This is a genomic window from Haloarcula sp. MBLA0138 (assembly GCF_055632455.1).
In genome coordinates this window covers 1,800,156-1,818,418 of the sequence record NZ_CM145746.1, presented here as the reverse complement: position 1 = coordinate 1,818,418, position 18,263 = coordinate 1,800,156, and the positions used below count along the sequence as shown (strand labels likewise).

General features: G+C 65.7%; 13 protein-coding genes and 1 CRISPR repeat array. Of the genes, 4 read left to right on the top strand and 9 right to left on the bottom strand.

Features of this window, described 5'->3' with window-relative positions:
• Positions 1-5: 5 nt before the first annotated feature.
• Positions 6-629 (top strand): ArsR/SmtB family transcription factor, encoded by a 624-nt coding sequence (locus tag ACV7JO_RS09675; RefSeq protein ID WP_470353202.1) that lies wholly within the window; start codon positions 6-8, stop codon positions 627-629.
• A gap of 80 nt (positions 630-709) precedes the next feature.
• Positions 710-2,875: direct repeats of the CRISPR family, unit length 31 nt; unit sequence GCTTCAACCCCACAAGGGGTCCGTCTGAAAC.
• 190 nt (positions 2,876-3,065) lie between these two features.
• On the opposite strand, the gene ACV7JO_RS09670 is transcribed toward ACV7JO_RS09675, so the two are convergent.
• From ACV7JO_RS09670 to cas6, 9 genes are all read right to left on the bottom strand, one after another.
• The gene (locus ACV7JO_RS09670; RefSeq protein WP_470353182.1) at positions 3,066-4,235 is read right to left on the bottom strand and encodes an ISH3 family transposase; all 1,170 of its coding nucleotides are present in this window, start codon (positions 4,233-4,235) and stop codon (positions 3,066-3,068) included.
• 276 nt (positions 4,236-4,511) lie between these two features.
• Entirely contained in the window at positions 4,512-4,775 is a 264-nt protein-coding gene (gene cas2 / locus ACV7JO_RS09665) for a CRISPR-associated endonuclease Cas2 (protein WP_470353201.1), read from the bottom strand.
• A 2-nt stretch (positions 4,776-4,777) separates the two neighbouring features.
• On the bottom strand, positions 4,778-5,770 hold the full coding sequence (cas1b, locus tag ACV7JO_RS09660) for a type I-B CRISPR-associated endonuclease Cas1b (RefSeq protein ID WP_470353200.1): 993 nt from the start codon (positions 5,768-5,770) through the stop codon (positions 4,778-4,780).
• 2 nt (positions 5,771-5,772) lie between these two features.
• Positions 5,773-6,351 (bottom strand): CRISPR-associated protein Cas4, encoded by a 579-nt coding sequence (locus ACV7JO_RS09655; RefSeq protein ID WP_470353199.1) that lies wholly within the window; start codon positions 6,349-6,351, stop codon positions 5,773-5,775.
• Entirely contained in the window at positions 6,348-8,969 is a 2,622-nt protein-coding gene (locus ACV7JO_RS09650; protein WP_470353198.1) for a CRISPR-associated endonuclease Cas3'', read from the bottom strand. Before ACV7JO_RS09650 ends, ACV7JO_RS09655 begins: the two co-directional genes overlap by 4 nt.
• A 3-nt stretch (positions 8,970-8,972) precedes the next feature.
• Positions 8,973-9,755: a type I-B CRISPR-associated protein Cas5b gene (gene cas5b / locus ACV7JO_RS09645; RefSeq protein WP_470353197.1), complete on the bottom strand. Its 783-nt coding sequence runs from the start codon at positions 9,753-9,755 to the stop codon at positions 8,973-8,975.
• 2 nt (positions 9,756-9,757) lie between these two features.
• Positions 9,758-10,852, bottom strand: a complete 1,095-nt coding sequence (gene cas7b / locus ACV7JO_RS09640; RefSeq protein WP_470353196.1) for a type I-B CRISPR-associated protein Cas7/Csh2 — start codon at positions 10,850-10,852, stop codon at positions 9,758-9,760.
• A gap of 3 nt (positions 10,853-10,855) precedes the next feature.
• Positions 10,856-12,991 carry a type I-B CRISPR-associated protein Cas8b/Csh1 gene (cas8b, locus tag ACV7JO_RS09635; protein WP_470353195.1) on the bottom strand — a complete coding sequence of 712 codons (2,136 nt, stop codon included), beginning with the start codon at positions 12,989-12,991 and terminating at the stop codon, positions 10,856-10,858.
• Complete coding sequence (gene cas6 / locus ACV7JO_RS09630) at positions 12,978-13,781, bottom strand: CRISPR-associated endoribonuclease Cas6 (RefSeq protein WP_470353194.1); 804 nt, start codon at positions 13,779-13,781, stop codon at positions 12,978-12,980. Before cas6 ends, cas8b begins: the two co-directional genes overlap by 14 nt.
• Before the next feature lie 865 nt (positions 13,782-14,646).
• Between cas6 and ACV7JO_RS09625 the strand changes: the two genes are divergently transcribed.
• The 3 genes from ACV7JO_RS09625 (at position 14,647) to ACV7JO_RS09615 (ending at position 18,234) form a co-directional block, all read left to right on the top strand.
• Complete coding sequence (locus ACV7JO_RS09625; protein WP_470353193.1) at positions 14,647-16,545, top strand: beta-CASP ribonuclease aCPSF1; 1,899 nt, start codon at positions 14,647-14,649, stop codon at positions 16,543-16,545.
• A 92-nt stretch (positions 16,546-16,637) separates the two neighbouring features.
• Positions 16,638-17,783 (top strand): sensor histidine kinase, encoded by a 1,146-nt coding sequence (locus ACV7JO_RS09620; protein ID WP_470353192.1) that lies wholly within the window; start codon positions 16,638-16,640, stop codon positions 17,781-17,783.
• A 40-nt stretch (positions 17,784-17,823) separates the two neighbouring features.
• Entirely contained in the window at positions 17,824-18,234 is a 411-nt protein-coding gene (locus tag ACV7JO_RS09615) for a disulfide bond formation protein B (protein WP_470353191.1), read from the top strand.
• The last annotated feature ends 29 nt before the right edge of the window (positions 18,235-18,263 follow it).

Here is an 18,263-nt window from a genome sequence, read left to right as displayed (position 1 = left end):
TGGCTATGTCGGGACTCATCGACAAACTACAGGGGCGGAACGCGACGCCGGACGAGCGGCTGCGGGTCCTCGATGTCGACGGCGGCGAGACCGACGCGGTGCTCGACGCGCTCGGCTCGGACACGAGCCGGACTCTGTTCCGGACGCTGTTCGACCGTCCGGGCACACCCTCGGAGATCGCAACCCGTTGTGACACCTCGGTCCAGAACGTCCACTACCACATCACGAACCTCGAAGACGCGGGACTGGTCGAACCCATCGACACCGTCTACTCCGAGAAGGGCAACGAGATGACCGTCTACGGCCCGGCCAGCGACCCCATCGTCTTCGTCGGCAACCGCGAGCTTCGGCCGCAGGTCCGGCAGTCCCTGACCGACGTGGTCGCCGGACTGGGCCTGTTGGGCGTCGCCAGCCTGTTCGTCCAGTGGGGGGCCGAAGCCGTCGCCCGGCCCGGCGGCGCGGGCGTGCTCAGTCCTGCCAGTCCCGACGCGAGCCCCGTCGACTCCGTCGGCACCGTCGGCTGGCTCGTCTTCGAGGTGTTCGAGCCCGGCCTGCTGTTCTTCTGTGGCTGTCTCGCCGTCGTCGCGCTGGTGCTACTGTTCGCCCGTGGCCGCGCTGTGTCCCCTTAGGGTAGAGCTTACTACTTCAGTCTCACAGGGGATTCGTCTGAAACAGTCGTATCGAAGTACGGTGCGACACCGACGACGTGGCTTCAACCCCACAAGGGGTCCGTCTGAAACTCGGCATCACAGATGCGCGCAGATATCACGGAGACAGCTTCAACCCCACAAGGGGTCCGTCTGAAACATTTTTCGCCAATCGCACTCAGGAACCTCTCACAGACGCTTCAACCCCACAAGGGGTCCGTCTGAAACAGTCGTGGCATCCCCGGCAGCCGCTCAATCTGCCGGGCTTCAACCCCACAAGGGGTCCGTCTGAAACTCGCTTCGTTTGTCCACACGTCGCGGATGTTCCACGCTTCAACCCCACAAGGGGTCCGTCTGAAACCTCGATTACGTTCCGGTAGTTCTCGGCGTCCACCTCGCTTCAACCCCACAAGGGGTCCGTCTGAAACACTACAACCGATGTGGGTAACGTAACCCACACAGTCGCTTCAACCCCACAAGGGGTCCGTCTGAAACCCGAGAGGCCGGAGCCCCGCGGCAAGCGGACTTCCGGCTTCAACCCCACAAGGGGTCCGTCTGAAACCCGTCTCTACGAGTGCGTCCGGGAGGGCCGTGCGCGCTTCAACCCCACAAGGGGTCCGTCTGAAACCCGTGTTCTGCTCCTCTATCTGAGTCCATGCCTGCGCTTCAACCCCACAAGGGGTCCGTCTGAAACCCGTCGCCGTCGCCGTCGGAGCGGTCCCGTTGGGCTTCAACCCCACAAGGGGTCCGTCTGAAACATGAGCGTCCACGGCTCCGCGGGCAGGGCGCGTTTGCTTCAACCCCACAAGGGGTCCGTCTGAAACTCGTCGTGAACGGCACGGGCGGCGCGGGCACGGCGGCTTCAACCCCACAAGGGGTCCGTCTGAAACCTGTTGCTGCTGTTGTACTGGTCGGCGGCCATCTCGCTTCAACCCCACAAGGGGTCCGTCTGAAACCTGTTGCTGCTGTTGTACTGGTCGGCGGCCATCTCGCTTCAACCCCACAAGGGGTCCGTCTGAAACGCGAAATTCTCCGAGCGACAGGTGGGAAAAATTGGGCTTCAACCCCACAAGGGGTCCGTCTGAAACGCGAAATTCTCCGAGCGACAGGTGGGAAAAATTGGGCTTCAACCCCACAAGGGGTCCGTCTGAAACCCACGTCGCCCGCAGAAGTCCGCTACGTCACGCAAGCTTCAACCCCACAAGGGGTCCGTCTGAAACTGGCCTGCGTGGTTACCTCGAAGCTCCCGGTTTGGTCGCTTCAACCCCACAAGGGGTCCGTCTGAAACCTGCCATTCCATCTCGTCCATGTCCTCGTCCCACAGCTTCAACCCCACAAGGGGTCCGTCTGAAACTCGAGTAAACGGATGCGGTCTTAGTGCCAGACTTGTGGCAGCTTCAACCCCACAAGGGGTCCGTCTGAAACCCTAATGCAACGAAATCGTTGCCAGTAACGAAGCTCTGCTTCAACCCCACAAGGGGTCCGTCTGAAACATTTGCTTCAAACGACCCGCTCGCGGGGTTCTGAGAGGCTTCAACCCCACAAGGGGTCCGTCTGAAACCAGCAGAGCGGGGCGACCGACGCCGCCGGACTCGTCGCTTCAACCCCACAAGGGGTCCGTCTGAAACCAGACCGAGCCCCGGTCCGTCGGCGGACTTCAAACGCTTCAACCCCACAAGGGGTCCGTCTGAAACCCTTGGTAACTGGTTTACATCATGTGCGGATTACTCGCTTCAACCCCACAAGGGGTCCGTCTGAAACGCGGGCGGTAGTGACGTGGCTTACATCCACGACGCTTCAACCCCACAAGGGGTCCGTCTGAAACTCGTCGAGGACAGGCTGAATGCGAGTGAGGACATTCTGCTTCAACCCCACAAGGGGTCCGTCTGAAACTGGCAAACAAGGAGGAGTACCGCCGGGACGCGACGCTTCAACCCCACAAGGGGTCCGTCTGAAACGAGGTACAGACAAAATGGCAAACAACCAACTCATCCGCTTCAACCCCACAAGGGGTCCGTCTGAAACGAGCATATTTCAGCTTTACCCCGCGCTTCGCTCAAGCTTCAACCCCACAAGGGGTCCGTCTGAAACCACGACTTCACCGACTCTCTTGACGTGTTCCATCTGAGCTTCAACCCCACAAGGGGTCCGTCTGAAACTCTTCCAAAAAGCAACGTTCGCACCAAAATATATCATGGCTTCAACCCCACAAGGGGTCCGTCTGAAACGAGACCTCCAAAGTCTCAGTACCTCACAAAGCATCACCAGTTAGCCTGACCTAAGTCACCTGTTCTGTCGTGATGAGTCGTCGATAGCGGTTGAACAACACTAATCGGAGACGGAGCTGTCGCTGTCGGCGGCGGTCAGCCGCCGACGCGACAGCGTAGCCACTCACAAGGCGGCGATCCTGGTAAGTGACTACCGATGAAACCGGTCGTCAGGTGGCCGGTTTGCGGGGACGGCCCGACGCACCGCGAGGGCCGTCCACGCGGCCCGGCGAACCATATTCACGAACTCCTTGTACGGCCACCACCAGAGGCGACGCCCACCTCGGCGGGGCGTCGCCACGTATTCGTAGTGGAGATACCGCCAGACGTTCTGCAACAGCAGACTCACCACGACGTACATCAGTCTCACCGTTGCGTCTCGTGTCGTTGTCGTCGCTATCGCTTGCTCGGACAAGCGATAGCTCGACTCGATACCGAAGCGTTTCGAGTAGTGGTATCGAGCGTCGCGTGGAGTCTCGATGAACGGCGCGTCAGCGGCGTAGCCGTGACGCGCCACGCCGTTCTCGTCATACCGTCCATTCAGGTACGTACAGTCGATGTAGACGGGAAACTCGACGGTCCAGCTATGACCGTCGAGTTTCCCTGTCAGGTCGTGTTGAATGACGCGGCTCCAGCCTTCCGAGAGTTCCTGCTGAATCGCCTCACCCCACCGGATGATCGGGACCACGTAGGCGTAGTTATGCGCCTGAAGCAGCGTGAGACACTTGCTGTCGTAGAATCCGCGATCGAGGTAGACGGCCTTGACCTCGGTGTCAAGGCCGTCAAGCACACCGAGGAACTCAGCGAGGACGCTGCTGGCGGTGTCGCCGTCTTCGAGACGGCGCACCGCCAGCGTGTAGCGTTTGTTCTTCACACGCGCGTAGAGTGTCGCGTACGCGTGGAACGCGGTGGTTCCCCGCTTCGCTTCCGAGTGGTAGAGGCCGTCTGTGTCGGCTTCGTCACCGTAGTAGGGCCGCAGGTGGAGGTCTGCGCAGACCTCCACCTGCTCGGGGAGCAGTTCGACGACATCCTGCCGAAGGAGTGTGTTAGCGACTCGTTCGAGCCGTTCCGGCTCGAACTTCGTCCGCAGGTGGTAGAGGATCGTGTTCGCCGATGGCGAGTCTTCACTGGAGTTGCACAGCGTGGAGATCGAGGTCCCGTCGGCGGTCGCGCCGACGAGGACCTCGTAGATGTCCTCGGGATCGATTTCAGCGTTATTCGCCAGGGTGAGAGAAACTTCCTCGTCAAGCCGGTTGACGAGGAAGTTAAGAAGTTGGTCTTCGTGGATTTCACTGTCCGCTTGCTTTGCTTGCTTGGACACAACTCAGCAAGCGGACTCCTTCAACTTGCGAGCTTTGTGAGGTACTGAGTCTCGGGTATCTCGGAGTCCGGGCTTCAACCCCACAAGGGGTCCGTCTGAAACAGCGATACAGTATATGCGGAACATTCGCTTAGCCTGCTTCAACCCCACAAGGGGTCCGTCTGAAACCATGCCCGATTCGGGCACGTAGCTACGGCTATACGGCCCGTAGCACTTCACGCTTTTCGTCGACCCGCAATACCCTCGCTTACCCCGGGGGGTCGACGAAACAGCGGGTCAGAGGAACTTCGGGTCGTCCATCGGGTCGTCGCCGAACACTTCGCGGTCGACGAAGCTCTCCGAAGCCATCCGGTAGACCATCACCGATTCGCCGTCGTCGACCATCGACTCCAGTGTCTCTGTGACTTCGGTCAGCGTTCCTTCGGTCAGTTCGCCCTCGAAGACGGAGTTTTGCACGTGGGTCAGATACCGTCGGAGATACTTGAGAAACTTGGGCGTGCGGTCGGCGCGGACGTCGTAGACGACGATGACGTAGGGCACGGTCACCACCACCGCTTGAACGGGACGTACTCCTCGCCGGTGAGGAGGTGTTTCTTCAGCTTGTACGTCTCGACGCGGAGCAGGTACTGGTAGCTCACTTTGCGGTTCAAACGTGGATGTTCGACGGTCTCCTCCAGCGTCGATTCGAACGCCTTCGAGAACGTCTTCCGGCCGTTCTCGTCGAGGAGGCAGGCGTTGAGGTCTTCCTCGAAGTCGTCGAGCGTCAACTGGCCCCGGTTGACGACGCGGAAGAGAACGCGGTCGGCAAGCAGCGGTTTGAACAGGTCGGCGATATCTAAGGCCAACGAGTAGCGGCGCTCGCCCGGTTCGTGCAGGAAGCTGACCGACGGGTCGAGCGCGGTCGCCCGAATCGCGGAGACGACGTTCGCGTACACGAGCGAGTTGCCGAAAGAGATGAGGCTGTTGACCTCGTTGTCCGGCGGGTTGTACTGCCGGCCGCCGAAGACGAACCCCTCGGGGAGGACGCTGTCGAAGACGGAGTAGTACGCACGTCTGGCCGTCGCCTCGACGCCCATCAGTTCGTCCGTGTCCATGGCCGGGTCGAGGGCCTCCGACTGCACGTCGAGACGCGAGAGTACGTCGGCGAAGTCGTGTCCGCGGCCGTCGTAGTACTTGACGTTCGCACGCATGTTGTGGATACTCCCCGCGATGAACTTCCGAGCTATCGACCGACGGCGGTCGGGCGTGTCGTACGCGCGGACCTGTTCGACGACGGTCTGGCCGGAGGTCTGTCCGCGCTCGGGCATGACCGAGCCGGCGTAGTAGTCGTTCCAGCCGAAGACGTGGATGGCGACGCCGTGGTCGTTGAGAAACGACATCAGGCGAGTGTTGTAGTCGATCTGGCCGTGGAGGAACAGCGCCTCGGCGTTCTCGACGGGAAGGTAGTTCGTCTCCCCGTCGTCGGTCACGAGCCGGACCGTGTCGTTGTGCCGTTCGAGCCGCCCGTCGCTGAACACGTGGTAGTTGTCGTTCATCGTCAACAGCTCCAACAGAAGTCGTGGTACGCACAGGATTCGCAGAACGGCTTTTGCTCGGCCGGCGGCGGCGAGTCGGCCGTGACGATATCGTGGACGCCGCGGATGGCATCCTCGACCCACGCGGCGTTGTCGTCGGTCAGCACGACCGGTTCGCGCTTCCGTTCGGTCGGGTGTGCCAGCACGCCGTCGCGCTCGACGCCGACGACCCGGTCGAGATACCAGAGGTAGTACAGCAACTGGAGCTTCGCCGGTTCGACCAGCGACGACGACGGCTTGACCTCCATCACGCGGCCGTCGTCGAGCACGTCGATGGCGATGATACCGTCGACGGAGACGTTCCGGCGCTTGTCCTCGTAGGCGCTGTCGTCGACCTGCGTCCCCCGGACGATGTTGGCGTTGTCCCGGTCGATTTCGAGGTGTCGGGACGCGAACCAGAGTTCGCGTTCACAGACCGCGTAGTACTGCATCATCACGCCGGTGACGTGGAACGGGTCGTCGACGGCCTCGTCGCGCGCCGAGCGGAGCAGTCGCTCGACCGGGTCGCCGTCGTCACCGTCGGCCGACGGGGCACCGGTCATAGGAACCTGTTGTCCACGGACGCACTCGGGACCGACAGGCCGGTCAGCGCCGAGTAGGCGTCGTACTGGTCGGTTCGCGCTTTCACCTGCCGGAGCGTCGTGTCGGCGTGAACCGGGTTCAGGTCGCTGATTCGGCGCGCCTCCTCGCTCGCCTCGTCGTACAGCGGAATCGACACCTGCAGTTCCCGCGTATCGGCGATCATCTCGTCGAGCACGTCGAACCGGTAGTCGTCGAACGCGGCTTCGATGTCGTCGAGCAGGTCCTCCTCGGGACCGGTTCGGGCGACGACGATGTCGACCCCACTGCCGGACTGAATCAGCGACTGGCGGCCGAGTTGCCTCGCTTTCGCGTCGGTCACGTACTCGACGTACTCCCGCTGGCCGGGGTCGCGCTCCTGCAACCGCTCGAAGTAGTCGGTGACAACGTCCCACGTCATCGTCGCCTCGGAGAACCGGCGCTGGCCGTCGTCGCGTGCGGCGGCTATCGCCTGTGCGGTCAGCTTCGGCCGGCTCTCCTCGCCGTCGCCGCCGTAGACGGCCGTCGCCGGCAGTCGCTGTAGCTCGCCGGGGGAGTCGAGGAGCCACACGGTCACCGTCCCGCGTTCGCGCTCGAACGAGCGGTTGCACCGCCCCGCCGCTTGGACGACGCTGCTCATCGGCGCGAAGTCGCGGAAGACGCGGTCGAAGCTGATGTCGACGCCGGCCTCGACGAGCTGGGTCGTGACGGCGACGACCGGGACGCCCGCCGACTGGAGTCGTTTCGTCGCGTCGACGAGGAGCTGTCTGTCGACCGGCCGGTGGCGGGTCGTGAGATGGAGGAAGACCGGCTCGCGCCCGTCGCGGGCGTCGCGAACCGCCGCGACGACCGACGCCGGTTCGACCGCGGCAGTCAGCGTCCCGCAGCCGGCGAGCAACTCGTCGTAGACGGCGTTCAGTGCGGTGAAATCCCGGCGCGCGGTGACCGCGTCGGTCAGCTCCCGCGCGCTGTCGATTGTGTTGCATATCGCCAGCGCCGACTCGTCGGTGCCGGTCTCGGACAGCAGCGTCTCGGCGGCGGTCCCGTAGTCCAGCGGGGCCGGGTCGCCGTCGACGAACGACGCCGCGGACGCGTGGAGGTCGAAGACGACGCGGTCGAGCGCGTCGTAGTACCGCTCGGGCTGCGCGACGAGTTCGTGGGTCGTTCGCCCGTCCCCGTCGAACACCCTCGGCTGCGTCGCGGTCATCACGACCGTCCGGACGCCGTACTGTGTTTCGAGCAGTTCCACGAGGCGACGCGCCAGCGGCCACCACGCCTCGGGTAGCGCCTGTGGCTCGTCGAGGACGACGACGCTCCCGTCGAGCGCGGGGAGCTTCGTCGACTGCCCGTTCGACGGGCCGGCGAGGCTCTCGAACAGCTGGACGAACGTCGTCACGACCATCCCGGAGCGCCAACTCTCCCCGAGGAGCTCCTCGATGTGGGCGGCCGCGTCCGGGTCCGACGTGTCGAGTTCGGCCTCGTCGACGACCGTCTCCGCGAGGTGGTGGTCGACGGTCAACACCCCGTCGCCGCCGCTGGTCTCGAACACGTCCCGACACTCGGCCGCGACTTGGTCGATGATGGAGGTGAACGGGAGCGCGTAGACGAGCCGTCCGTCGTCCGAATCGCCGCGCGCGAGCAGTTCGAGGCCGGCGTTGATACCCGTCAACGTCTTCCCCAGTCCTGTCGGGAGCGTGATGGACGCGACGGACGTGTCGGCGGCCTCGAACCCGTCGACGGCGTCCAGCACCTCTTCGTGGGCGTCGCCGCGGAGCTCGTGGACCCGCTGCTCGTCGGCCGTCGCGTCGGGGTCCAGCGACCCCTTCAGCCGCTCGATTTCGGATTCGAGACGGGACAGCGACGGCCGCTCGCCCTCGTAGGCGTCGGTGTCGAGCGTCGCGCCGGCGGTGAGCGCGGCGGCGCTGGTCTTGTCCGCGAGCGTCAGCGTCGACCAGACCGGCAACACCCCGTCGTAGAAGTCGTCGGGCAGCCCATCCGGCTGCGCGTTCGTCGGCGTCCGACCGGTCACGGGGTCGAGTACGTCCAGCAGGAACTCGTCGCCGGTCGCTCGGGCCGCGAACTCGTCCCACGACCCGTTCCCGTCGGTCGCGTCGGCCAGCATCTCGTCGGCCAGCGCCGCGGCGTCGCCGTCGATATCGTCGACCTGTGTCCCGACCATCTCGATTCGCTTCCGACCCCGTTGTTGGTCCGGATGCGTGTTGTCGAAGACGTAGTCGGCGACGTCGGGGAGGTCGCCGTGGTGCTTGGCGACCGCGACGAACCCGGTCAGCGCGTCGACGGGGTCGTACCCGCTCGCGTCGAGCGCGTAGAAGGCCGCGAACGCAGCCAGCGGCGCGTGTTCCGTCGGCTCGTCGACGGATTCGCCGTCGAGGTGGCGCTGGAACGCCGTCGTGAGTTTGCCGAAGTCGTGGACGAGGGCGACGGTCGCCGCGAGTTCCGCGACCGGCGTCCCGGCACAGGTCGTGGCCCCGTCCGGAGCGAGATACGCGACCCGCTCCGCCACGTCCCGCTGGTGGTCGGCGAGGTGAATCGGCTCCCCGTCGTGCCGGTAGTGCGAGTACCGGTCCGTTCGTTCGAGCATCGGTCAGCTGAACATGACCGTCCGCCCGTCGACGACGCAGGCGTCGGTGTCGCGGACGGTGAGCGGGTCCCCCCGCGGGCTGAACCCGTAGGAGACGAACTCCGTCGTGATGCGACCGCCGTCGTCGGCGCGCATGAATCCCGGCGACTGCTCGGTCCGCACGGGCGTCTCCGGGTCGAGCACGACGGCGTCGACGGCGTCGACGACCGCGGAGTCGACCACGGGGTCGGTCGCGTCGGCGGCCGCGATACCGTGTTCCCCGTGGTACGTTATCGACGCGAGACACTCCGAGAGGCCGAGACTGGGCGCGTAGTGGCTCTTCCCCTCCCGGAGCCGTCGGCGGAGGTCGGCGTACGCCGCCTCGTCGGCGAGCCAGCAGTCGACGCGGTACTCGGGGTCGACCAGCATCTCGTAGTTGTGCTGCTGGCGGAGGTCGGACGGGTCCGGGAGGCCGATGCGGGCGTGGCCGCGCGAGGGGTGCATCTCGATGTTCGCCTTCGCCGTCGACAGCGTGTTCTGCGGGACGTTCATCGTCCGGAGCCGCCCGCGGGGCTCGACGGCGATGGCCGAGTTCTCCGGGCCGAACAGGTCGTAGTAGTCGTCCCGGCCGATACCGAGGACGGCCGCGAGCAGCCCCGCGACCGTCGTCCGCGGCGGCAACCGATAGGTCTGCTTGACGATGTTGCCCTCGACGCGGCGGAAGTGGCCCCACTCGCCGCACACGGTAAAGGAGAGACACGTCTCCCCGACCGGGCGGTCGTCGGTGTCGGCGGTTCTCTCGCCCATCGTCACGCGTCGGTCTCTGGCAGCGTCGCCTCGTACTCGTCGTAGACGTCGATGACGTGGACGCCGTCGGTTCCGAGCGCCGCCCGGAGGTCGTCGTAGAACGTCTCTACGTCGGCCACTTCCCCGTCCGAGGCGACCTGTAGCGACGGGCTGCCGGCGACGTGGACCGTGTCGATGCGGTCGGCGTTCTCGGCGAGGCGGTCGACGAACGGGTCAACGTCGACGACCACGTCCCGGACCGAGCGGAGCTGTTCGTCCGGTTTCGAGTGCGCCTCGTCGACGCGGAACTCGCGCGCGAGGTCGCCGAGGTGGAAACTCTCCTCGGCGTACTCGACGCGGACGTAGAGCCGCGGCTCCTGCCCTATCTTGCTCCGACTCGTCGTCTGGTTCTTCAGGGCGCGCCAGCAGAGCGTGTCGAGCCGGCGCACGTCGGCTTCGGTCAGGTTCGTGTCGTCGGCCCCGTGCTCGTCGACGAGCCCGCGGAAGCGTATGAGCGCGTACTTCACCCGGTGGTCGTCCAAGTCGAAGCCGCCCTGTTCCTTGCCCTCGCCCGTGGCGATGACGCTGGTCAGGCTGTTGTACTCCTCGTTCTCGGAGACGGCGTGCATCGACTTGCCGGGCGAGAACTGGACCGGTCCCTGAAAGTGGTCCGGGAGGTAGTCGTCGAACCCCTCGTACTTGCCCTGCAGGTCGACGCTCATCGTCGCGCCGAAGTACCGCACGTCGGCGCTGTGTTCGAGGAAGGTGCCGTAGACCTCGTCGAACAGCGCTGCCTCCCCCTCCTCGTCGAGGTCGCCGAGGTCCCAGTCGTCCGGGTCCAGTTCGCGCAGGCGGTCGCCGAGCAGTTTCTCGCGGCTGTACTGGTTGCCGTCGTCGGACTGGACGCTCCGGATGTAGACGCCGTGGCCGTCGGCGTCGAGTTGGTCCCGGAGGTACCGCTTCAGTCGAACGTCGGTGACGACACACTGCTGTGTCTCCGGGTCGATACGCGGTCGGTCCGACCCGCTCAGTGGGTTGCCGTTGGGGTTCGCGTCGACGGCGTCGTACAGGAACACGATTTCGGAGCGGTTCGTCACGGACTGGTCTGTCTCGGACATGGGTTAGGCTTCCTCGGCTGTTTCGGCGGTCTGTTCGTCGCTCGATTCCCCGTCCGGGGCGTAGTCGTTGAGGCCGTAGGTGACCCCAAGCGAGTAGTAGAACCGGAGGTCGGTCGTGTCTATCTCCCACTCGTCGGGGTCGGTCTCGCTGGCCGCGACGGCCGCGCGGAGGCCGTCGACCACTTCGGCGTACATCGTCGAACTCATTCGGTTGTCCCGGGAGTAGACGACGTTCTTGTCCAGCGCCTCCTGTAGCGTCCGTTTGAACTTCCGGACAGTCAGCCCCTTGATTGGGTGTTGATCCACGAGCGTCGTCGCGCGGTTCTCGCTGGCCTCCTGATAGCCGGAGACGTGTCCGACGAGCGCGCCGAGGAGGAACGCCGCCCGCCGTCGCGGGTCCTCGCGTATCGCCGGCGTCCCGTCGACGAACGATTCGAGCTTCGCTTCGCGGTCCGCGGCGGCGCTGCCGCCGTCGGCCCGCATCTCGTCTGCGTGTGTCATCGTGAGTGAGTCGTAGGTCGGTGGTTCGGTCAGCGGTTCGTAGCGCGGGTCGTTCGTGTCCAGCAGGTCGGCCTCGGCCAGCGCGGACAGCTGTGCGAACTGCGAGGCGGCGGTGAGCGACGGGTGGTCGTCGCCCTCGGCGTCGGTCAGCGCGTCGACGTACTCCCGGAGCAGTTCCTCGACGAGCAGCGGCTCCCCCGAGAGGATTCCGACGAGCGCCTCGATGCGGTAGTCGTCCGGCGAGGTATCGGCGTCGGGGGCCAAGTCGGGGAACGTCTGCGTCAGATACCACCCCGTAGCGATGCTCCGGAGCTGGTCGCCCGGCGTGAGCAGGTCCCAGTCGGGGTGTGTCGGCATCGGCGCGCTCCGTGGCGACGCTCCGGCCTCGAACAGCGGACTCTCGATGACCGCGTCGTGGGCCTCCGAGAGGTCGACGGGGTAGACGAGCGAGCCGTCGAGCGTGTCGCCGAACACGTCGAAGCGCTTGGCCTGCTGGTACCGGATGGCACCGACGTAAAAGCGGAGTTCGTGGCTCGAATCGACGCCGAACGCTCGCTCGCCGGTGTAGGACTGGTAGGCCTGCTCGACCGGCGTCAGGTCGTCGTCTCGGTAGACGGCGTAGAGGATGTCGTAGAGCGCGAGCGCCTTCTCGACCGTCGGCCGGCCGAAGAAGTACGGCAGGTAGTACACCCGCATGTTCAGCGCGCGGTAGGAGCAGGCGTCGACGAACGTCTGGGCGTTGATGAGCGTCACCGCGCCGTCCTCCGAGACGGGGTGGGACCGCCACGCCTCCTCGGGGTCAAGCCCCGGGAACGACTCGTGTTGCTTGCCGAGGAAGTAGTTGAGCGGGTCCTCCGCCATCCCGACCGTCTGTGCGGCCTCGCCGGTGAGGAGGTCGACGGCCCGCCCGCGCGAGTCGTCGGCGGCGTTCTTGTCGACGAGCTTCGACAGCTTGCGCGCCCGCATCGCCACCTGAAACACGTCGGTCCGGTCGGCCCCCGCCGCTTCGGTGGCGAGTTCGCCGGGGTAGAAGTAGCTCTCGGCGTCGGGGGGCCGGACCAGCACCGTCGTCAGGGCCGTCGTCGTCCCGTCGAGTGCCGCCGCGACCGCCGCTTCGACGCGCTCGGGCAGCGACTCGTCCTCGCCGAGGTCGGCCAGCGCGTCGATTATCCAGCCGTCCTCGTGGTCGGCCGCGGCGTCGGCGACCACCTCGTCGGTCGCCCAGCGCGTGAGCCGGTCGACGAGGTAGCCGGCGATTCTCTCGGGTGACTTGTCCTGTCCGGTCCGGTGGGTGACGCTGTGGTCGATACCCCGCGACGAGTCGTAGTCGCAGTGTGCGACCGCGGGGACGAGGTCCGCGGTGAGCGTCGTCACGTGGACCGGGTCGTCAGCCAGCGCCGCGCTCCCATCGGCGGCGAGGTCGATGCGGAGCGCAATCAGGCTCTCGGGCTCGCCGCGGATGTCCCGGGACTCGTCGGGCGTGAGGTACGCGGAGAACTCCCCGCCGCCGGCGGTCGCCAGCGTGTAGAGCCGGCCGTAGAGGTACTGGATGTCCCGGAGCGTCGAGACCGGCCGGTCGGGAAGCTCCTCGTCCAAGCGGTCGCCGTGTTCAGACTCGAACTCATCAGGGGAGAGCATCCGCGCGCTCGCCCCCCGTGGTGGTCTTGTCGGTGATGTTGCAGAAACCAAAGCCCAGCGAGTTCCGCTCGCCGATGCCCACGTCGAGCGCGAGGTTCAGGTGCCGGCGGTGGTCGTCGTCCCGGACCGCGTAGTCGAACTTCCACTTGCTCAACACCCACGTCTCCTCGTGGCCGGTGGTCGGCGTCACCGGAATCGCGAAGGTCTTGACGAGTTCGTGCTCGTCGAAGAGGTCGCCGTCGACCTCGGTGGGGCCGGGCAGGTAGTCCGGTGCGTACAGCCCGTGTTTCTTGTCGAGGTTCGCGGCTATCTGGTTCCGGAACGGCTCCATCGTGTGTTCGGGTCTCCAGAATTCCGCTTCGTCGTGGTCGCTGTCGATGCCGTACTCCTCGAAGCGCCACGGCGGAATCCGAACGAGGACGCCCGTCCCGGTCTCGATGGTGCCGGTGGTCCCGGGCTCGCCCACGTCCGGCGCGAGCGGCGTCACCTCGTCGACGTGAAACGGCATCTCGCCGACGTTGAGTTCCCGGTCCCGCGTCAGGTCCTCGGCCACGTGGGCCAGCAGGTCCTCGCGCGCCGAGGCCACCAGCAGTGAGCGCTCGTCGCCCTCGGTCATCGCCCCCGGGGGGAACGGATTGCTGTAGGCGAACGGCTTGGGCCGGTTCTCGTCGTGGATGTCGTCGTACTCGCTCCCTTCGAGCGCTCGCCAGATGCGGCCGCGGAGCTTGTGGTGGTAGGCGTTGTCGTACTCGCTGTCCGCGCGGGCCGTCAACCGGACGAGTACCCGCATTAGGTCGACTCACTCCAACGTGGTCCGTTCATGTCACAGGGATAACGACATTTCATATACATATAAATCTACTTCTACTACGGTGAAAGTGGAACGACCCACTGAGGGCCGTCTGATAACAGGTCCCTACTACACTCTGTGTAACACAGATTGCTGCTTCAACCACACGCTGTTCCATCGGAATTTATCTATCTGGTAGGGACACTTGTGCACTCGTGAGGCTACGCCATATTCATTGTGTGTTGATTAACTTACTATTCTGACTCCGGTGCTTTTGGGTCAGCACGCACGTGACCACGTTTGAGCCAATTTATTGTCGGTTCTCGGTCGGAGTTGGTGGTTGTTCTTGGCATTTGGTTCTCCTGCCAACCGACCGGAAACCGTAAATCCAGCCAGACCTAACGCTACGATGGTCCGGCCAGACTTTCGGTGTCTGGTGGTTGGCCAGCTGTAAGCCAGCAGGCACAATCTATCCAAGACACATGCCTGCTGGCCACGCAGCCGTTTTGTTGGACTGCACTCTATGTCATTTCGCCAGCAACTTAGTTCCTTCTATTTTCAGCAAACTGTTACACACACACTCCTAGACACTGTCCGTGTGCGATAGAGTTAATCTATTCTGGTATATAAAATATAGCGTCTTACTCCCATCAGTCTCGTCTCGTTAGCGGTGGAACATCACCGGATAGTGCCAAGGCTTTTATATTCCCGAGAGATACCCTCGGATAGAGGCCGCTTTTCCGGGCCGACCCGTCCGGAGGCAACTCGCAACCGACCGCATGACTACAGCGTGTCCGTCCCGTCGAGACGCGACCGCGCCGTCCGGCGACGCCCGTCTCGAACGAGGACAGTACGACTTCGATATATGAGTACGGTAGCAAAGCAACTAGAGGACGTGAAGGCAACGATAGACGAAGAGATACCCGGCCACGTCACCGTCGCGGACGTGACCTACGAGGGCCCCGAACTCGTCATCTACACCCGGGACCCGAAGGCGTTCGCCGCCGACGACGAACTCGTCCGGCGACTCGCCTCGAAGCTCCGCAAGCGCATCTCGGTCCGACCGACACAGGACGTGCTCACCCGGCCGGAGGACGCCGAGCCGGAGATACGCGACATCGTGCCCGCCGAGGCCGGCGTTACCGACCTCGACTTCCAGCGCGACACCGGCGAGGTCATCGTCGAGGCCGAAAAGCCCGGGGCCGTCATCGGCCGCCACGGGTCGACGCTGCGGGACATCACGAAGGCGGTGGGGTGGACGCCCGAGGTCGTCCGCACCCCGCCCATCGAGTCGGCGACGGTCGCCAACGTCCGGAACTTCCTCACGCAGGAACGGGAGGAGCGGCGGGACATCCTCGAACGGGTCGGCCGGCAGATACACCGCGAGCCGATGTCCGACGAGGAGTGGGTCCGCATCTCCACGCTGGGCGGGTGTCGGGAGGTCGGCCGGTCGGCGTTCGTCCTCTCGACGGCCGATACCCGGGTCCTCGTCGACTGCGGCCACAAGCCCGGCGCGCGCGACGAGACGCCGTATCTGGACGTGCCCGAGGCCCTCGGGGCCGGGCCGTCGACGCTCGACGCCGTCGTGTTGACCCACGCGCATCTGGGCCACTCCGCGGTGTTGCCGACGCTGTACGAGTCGGGCTACGACGGCCCCATCTACTGCACCGAACCGACGCGGGACCTCTTTGGGCTGTTGGCGCTCGATTACGTCGAGACGGCCACCGGCCCCGCCCCGCCCTACGACGCCGAGATGGTTCGGGAGGCGCTCAAACACACGATTCCGCTGGAGTACGGCGACGTGACCGACATCGCACCCGACGTGAAGCTGACGCTGCACAGCGCCGGCCACATGCTGGGCTCCGCGCTCTCACACTTCCACATCGGCGACGGGCTGTACAACGTCGCCTTCTCCGGCGACATCGACTACGACGGGGGCCGGCTGTTCGACGGCGCGGTCAACGACTTCCCCCGCGTCGAGACGCTGGTGCTGGAGTCCACTTACGGCGGGCGCAACGACTACCAGACCGACCGCGGCGACGCCGAGCGAAAGCTCGTCGAGGTCGTACAGGAGACCGCCGAGCGCGGCGGGACGACGCTCGTGCCGGCCTCGGCCGCGGGCCGGGCACAGGAGGTCATGCTCGCGCTCGCCGAGGCGTCCCGCAACGGTGACCTGCCGGACGTGCCGGTGTATCTCGACGGCCAGATATGGGAGGCGACGGCGGTCCACACGACCTATCCCGAGTACCTCCGGGACGGGCTCAAAGACCGGCTGTTCGGCGACGACAACCCCTTCCTCGCGGACGTGTTCGAGGACTTCGACGCCGACGAGCGCGACCGCGCGGAGATCGCCGACGGCGACCCTGCCGTCGTCCTCGCGCCCGCGGGAATGGTCTCGCGCGGCCCGGTCCGGTCGTGGCTCGGCCACCTCGCCGACGACGCCGACTCGGCGCTGACGTTCGTCGGCTATCAGGCCGACGGGACGCTCGGCCGGCGCATCCAGCGCGGGATGAACAAGGTCGCCGTCGACGGCGGCGAGAGCACGCCACTGAACATGCGCGTCGAGACGATAGACGGTTTCTCGGGCCACGCCGACCGGCAGGGGCTGGAGAACTTCGTCAAGACGATGCACCCCCGGCCGGACAAGGTGCTCTGTGTCCACGGCGACGAGTCCGCGACCCAAGACCTCTCCTCGGAACTGTACCACGAGTACAACATGCGGACCTTCGCGCCCGAGAACCTGGAGACGTTCCGCTTCCGCTGACACGCTCCGCGATTCGCCGTTCCGGACGCTGCGGGCCGAACGCGAGCGGAAATCTACAACACTTTTCAGAGTCGAGTCCTCCGGTTGCGGTAATGACCCTTCGAGGAGGTGACAGAACCGGCGACGCCAGCGGCGAGCGAATCGAACAGCTCCACGCGGCCACTCGCCGGCTCATCGACGCCGAGAGTCGGGACGGCGTCGCCTGTGTGGCGGTCGACGCCGCGACCGAAATCCTCGATTACCCGTTCAGCATCTTCTGGCACGCCGACGAGGACGAGGGCGTACTGACCGCCGACGCCGTCTCCGCGGCCATCGAGACGTACCTCGACGACGGCGTCGAGCCGACCACGGCGATTCGACACGAGCGCGGCGAGTGGCTCTGGACGGCCTACGAGCGCGACGAGTCACAGCAGGTGACCGTCTCGACCGAGCGGGCCGCTGTCGACCTGCCGGTCCACTCCGCTATCGTCGTCCCCGTCGCCGACCACGGCCTGCTGACCGTCGGCACCGAGTCCGAGGCGGCGATGACCGACACCGACGTGAAACTGGTCGAGATTCTCGGCAAGAACGTCGAGGCGTCGCTGGCCCAATTGGACCGAGAGCGCGAACTGAAGCGGCGAAACGAGCGGCTGGAGGAGTTCGCCGGCATCGTGAGCCACGACCTGCGGAACCCGCTGACTGTCCTCGACGGGGCGCTCGAACTCGCCCGGACGACCGGCGACGACGACCACCTCGAGCGGTGCCGGCGCGCGACCGACCGGATGTCGGCGCTCGTCGACGACCTGCTCAGCCTCGCCAGACACGGGGAAGATGTCGACTCGACGCGCCCAGTCGCGCTGTTGGACGTGGTCGAGCGGTGCCGCCAGACGGTCGAGACCGGCGAACTGGCGGTGGCCGTCGACACCGACGCGACGGTGGTGGCCGAGCGGACGCGACTCCAACAGCTGTTCGAGAACCTCCTGCGAAACAGCGCCGAACACGGGGGCGACAGCGTCAGGGTCGGCCGGCTTGACGACGCCACCGGCTTCTACGTCGCCGACGACGGTCCCGGCGTCCCCGAGTCCGAACGCGAGGCGGTGTTCGAGCGCGGCTACTCGACGGCCGACGGCAACACCGGCTACGGACTCAACATCGTCCGGCAGGCCGCGCGGGCCCACGGCTGGTCGGTGTCGGTGACCGAGAGCGAGCGTGGCGGGGCCCGCTTCGTCGTCACTGGCGTCGAGTTCGCCGACGGCTGACTCCGGGAGACTCTTCCGGCGGCGACGCGACTTCTGAGCCGTGACACGGACGATTATCGACGACCGGCGGGCGCTCGCCGCCGCGGCGGTGGTCGCGCTGACCGCGACGCTGGGGAGCCTCTGGCTGTCGCTCGGCCTCGGGCTGACGCCGTGTCGGCTCTGCTGGTACCAGCGCATCTGCATGTACCCGCTGGTGGTCGTCCTCGGCGTCGCGGCCGCCGAGCGGCGGCCGGCCGTCGCGCGGACCGCGCTCCCGCTGTCGACGCTGGGCGCGGCGCTGGCCGGCTACCACTCGTGGCTACAGGTGAGCCAGACCACCTGCGGCATCGGCGCGGTGAGCTGTGCCGCCGTGCAGTACCGCGTCCTCGGCCTGACGGTGCCGAACCTCGCGCTGGCGGCCTTCTTGCTCGTCACCGCCGTCGTCGGCACGACGTGGTGGCGGTCGCGGTAGCCGGCGCGGTTGCCGGGCACGCCAGCGTT